This window comes from Bacillus haikouensis (genome assembly GCF_013179555.1).
GTDB classification, from domain to species: domain Bacteria; phylum Bacillota; class Bacilli; order Bacillales; family Bacillaceae_B; genus Rossellomorea; species Rossellomorea haikouensis_A.
In genome coordinates, this window is the sequence record NZ_JABMCR010000377.1 from 1 (window position 1) to 3,239 (window position 3,239).

The window sequence follows — 3,239 nt, forward strand, 5'->3', positions numbered from 1 at the left end:
ATCGGTACTATAGTTAGGGGGAAAGCATAATGCCAAATACGATAATAGCAAATGCCAACGAAAGAATGACAAAAGCCATTCAAACATTTTCCCGTGAATTAGCGAGTATTCGTGCGGGAAGAGCCAACGCGTCTTTACTTGATAAAATCACAGTGGATTATTATGGTGCTCCAACACCAGTAAATCAATTGGCGGGAATTTCGATTCCGGAAGCAAGAATGCTTGTCATTCAACCTTACGACAAATCCGCACTAGGTGATATCGAGAAAGCGATCTTAAAGTCAGATTTGGGTATTACACCTACCAGTGACGGCAATATCCTTCGGATCGTCATTCCGGCTTTGACGGAAGAGCGCCGTAAAGACCTTGTCAAATTAGTGAAAAAAGAAGCAGAAGATGCTAAAGTTGCTATTCGTAACATCCGTCGTGATGCAAATGACGATTTAAAGAAAAAAGAGAAAAATGGAGACATAACAGAAGATGATCTTCGTGGATTCTCAGATGACGTTCAAAAAGCAACAGATGAAAGTATTTCGAAAATCGACGGTATCATGAAAGATAAAGAAAAAGAAATATTGGAAGTATAACTCAAACATTCTTATTTAGGGGCTGGCCTATAAGTGAACTCATATTCCTTATGGGGCAGCCCCTTTTCCGTACATAATTTCTATTTCTGTATATCCATAAAATAGATGTCCGATAACGGCCGGCAGAAAATTGAAGCTTTTAAAATCGCAATCGCTTGTTGTTGTTTTGATGTTTTTAAGCTGTAGCTTGATATACAAGACATCGTTTTCCGCCGGCAGCCGATAAGCTACCCGCGATGCCATGCTCATGCGGGATAGAAAAGCGGCGTCCGCGATCAGCCCATAGAAGCATAAGATGAATTGGCCTGTAAGGTGTCTGTTGCCTTCTTGGCCGATTTAGTTTAGGACATGCGCCTATAAGCAATAGAGCTGAACAATTCTTATGTGTCTTGTTTTACCCGCATGAATTTTCGTCTGACGTTCAATTATCAGTTGGAATCGTTTAAATACATAACATAGCAAAATGCTGAAGTAAGATGATCGATCTCCTGCTGTCCCTTACTAAAGACATTCATAGCAAATTGACATTTTTCTAATTTTGTTCACTTTTAAAATTTTTTACTCCATGGTAAACCAGAATGGATCGGAGCGGAAGGCGCTTGACTCCTGTGAAAAGAGAGGGGAAGTCAAGTCTCTGCAGACGTCGGGCAGGCTTGACTCCCTCCCCGCGGAAAGCAAGTGACAGGAGCCGCAAGAAACGGCCTATTTTTGTTATGGGAAACATAATTACAAATCAGCCTATTGAATTAACCACTAATCACTTGTATGGAATGAAGCATAAAGGATTTTCTTGAAGATATCTTCTCTGTTTTTTGATATGATAGTAAGGGTAAATATTTTTTGGATTGTTGGTGGAGGAAATCTTATGCTAAACAAGCTTAAACAATGGAAACGACAACAAAATAATGAAAATGTTGACGAGCGCTTCCAGGAATTATTAAATCACCCCATCCCCGGGCACATCGCCATTATTATGGATGGCAATGGCCGCTGGGCACAGAAAAGAGCTCTTCCAAGAGTTGCAGGTCACCACGAGGGGATGAAATGTGTACGCAGAATAACTAAGCTCGCAAATGAATTAGGTATAGAAGCATTAACTTTATATGCATTTTCGACAGAAAACTGGAAACGCCCGAAGATGGAAGTGGAATTTCTAATGAAACTACCGGAAGAGTTTCTCGGTACGTTCCTTCCTGAATTAATAGAGGAAAACGTTCAGGTAAAAATGATGGGGGTTCAAGAAGCAATTCCGCCCCATACATTGAGGGCTGTGAACAAGGCAATTGATGCGACGAAAGAGAATGACGGGCTGATCTTGAATTTTGCCCTCAATTATGGAAGCAGGGCAGAAATACTTGATTCCATCAAGCATGTCTTAAAAGATGTGCAAAATGGTATACTAGATGAAAAACAATTAGATGAGGAAGTATTTTCTAATTATTTGATGACGAAAGAATTGAAAGATCCAGATCTGCTGATCCGAACAAGCGGTGAGATCCGATTGAGCAATTTTATGCTTTGGCAGTTGGCTTATACTGAGTTTTGGTTTACAGAATGTTTATGGCCGGATTTCGGTAAAGAACAATTAACCGAAGCAATTGAAGCATATCAAGGTCGTTCAAGAAGATTCGGCGGGTTACAAAGTGAGGAATTATAATGAAACAAAGAATTTTAACTGCAATTGTTGCAGCAGCTGTATTTTTACCTGTCATCCTGTATGGTAAATCTCCGTTTATCATACTGATGTACCTGATCGCTTCGGTGAGTCTTTACGAAGCACTGAAGATGAGAGGACAGAAAATCTATTCTATACCAGGATTACTGTCCTTGGCCATACTCTGGATATTCCTGATACCTGAAACTTACATAGGAATTATCAGTTATATTGGATATTCCAAGATCGAGCTTTCCTTTTTTGCCGTCTTGATTTTTTTAACCTATACAGTCATTACGAAGAATCGATTTACTTTTGATGATGTAGCTTTCTCGTTGCTTAGCATCCTGTATGTCGGGATCGGGTATTATTACTTTATGGAAATCCGTCTGGAAGAAGGAGTACAGTATGTGTTTTATGCCCTGTTCATCATCTGGGCAACAGATTCAGGTGCTTACTTCATTGGTAAAGCCATAGGAAAGAGGAAGCTTTGGCCTCATATCAGTCCTAATAAAACGGTAGAAGGATTTCTTGGCGGCGTGGTTTGTGCCATTATCGTAGGAGTAATCATGACGTTCTTAAGCGATCTGGAAATGTCCATTCCAAAGCTGATTGTTGTAACGGCCATTTTATCCATTTTTGGTCAAATGGGGGATTTGGTGGAATCTGCTTTAAAGCGTCATTATAAAGTGAAAGATTCTGGTCACCTATTGCCGGGCCATGGAGGAATGCTTGACAGGTTCGACAGTCTCTTATTTGTTTTACCCCTTCTTTATTTTCTTTTATAAGAAAGAGAAGGTCGTTGCGGGAGGAGTGTTAATTTTTGAAGAAAATTAGTTTAATGGGAGCAACAGGTTCAATAGGAACCCAGACTCTCGATGTAATACGGGAACATCCTGAAGAGTTCAATCTGACTGCCTTTTCAGTTGGCAAAAATATTGATGGTGCAAGAAAGATGATTATAGAATTCAAACCCTCTCTTGTATCTGTCCAAAGTG

The 3,239-nt window shown here is 40.0% G+C and carries 3 protein-coding genes and 1 pseudogene; all 4 read left to right on the top strand.

Annotation, left to right across the window (positions count from 1 at the left end; genetic code table 11):
* Positions 1 to 29 precede the first annotated feature (29 nt).
* Positions 30 to 587 (top strand): ribosome recycling factor, encoded by a 558-nt coding sequence (gene frr / locus HP456_RS21790; protein ID WP_172255020.1) that lies wholly within the window; start codon positions 30 to 32, stop codon positions 585 to 587.
* A gap of 865 nt (positions 588 to 1,452) precedes the next feature.
* On the top strand, positions 1,453 to 2,244 hold the full coding sequence (uppS, locus tag HP456_RS21795; RefSeq protein ID WP_172255022.1) for an undecaprenyl pyrophosphate synthase: 792 nt from the start codon (positions 1,453 to 1,455) through the stop codon (positions 2,242 to 2,244).
* On the top strand, positions 2,244 to 3,029 hold the full coding sequence (locus tag HP456_RS21800) for a phosphatidate cytidylyltransferase (protein ID WP_172255024.1): 786 nt from the start codon (positions 2,244 to 2,246) through the stop codon (positions 3,027 to 3,029). The genes uppS and HP456_RS21800 overlap by 1 nt, the downstream gene beginning before the upstream one ends.
* A gap of 35 nt (positions 3,030 to 3,064) precedes the next feature.
* Positions 3,065 to 3,239, top strand: a pseudogene (locus HP456_RS21805) (1-deoxy-D-xylulose-5-phosphate reductoisomerase); the annotation flags it as partial.

Excerpts from the sequence above, each read along its gene's own strand:
- frr (WP_172255020.1), top strand. The coding sequence starts at position 30 with ATGCCAAATACGATAATAGCAAATGCCAACGAAAGAATGACAAAAGCC.
- HP456_RS21800 (WP_172255024.1), top strand. The coding sequence starts at position 2,244 with ATGAAACAAAGAATTTTAACTGCAATTGTTGCAGCAGCTGTATTTTTA.
- uppS (WP_172255022.1), top strand. The coding sequence starts at position 1,453 with ATGCTAAACAAGCTTAAACAATGGAAACGACAACAAAATAATGAAAAT.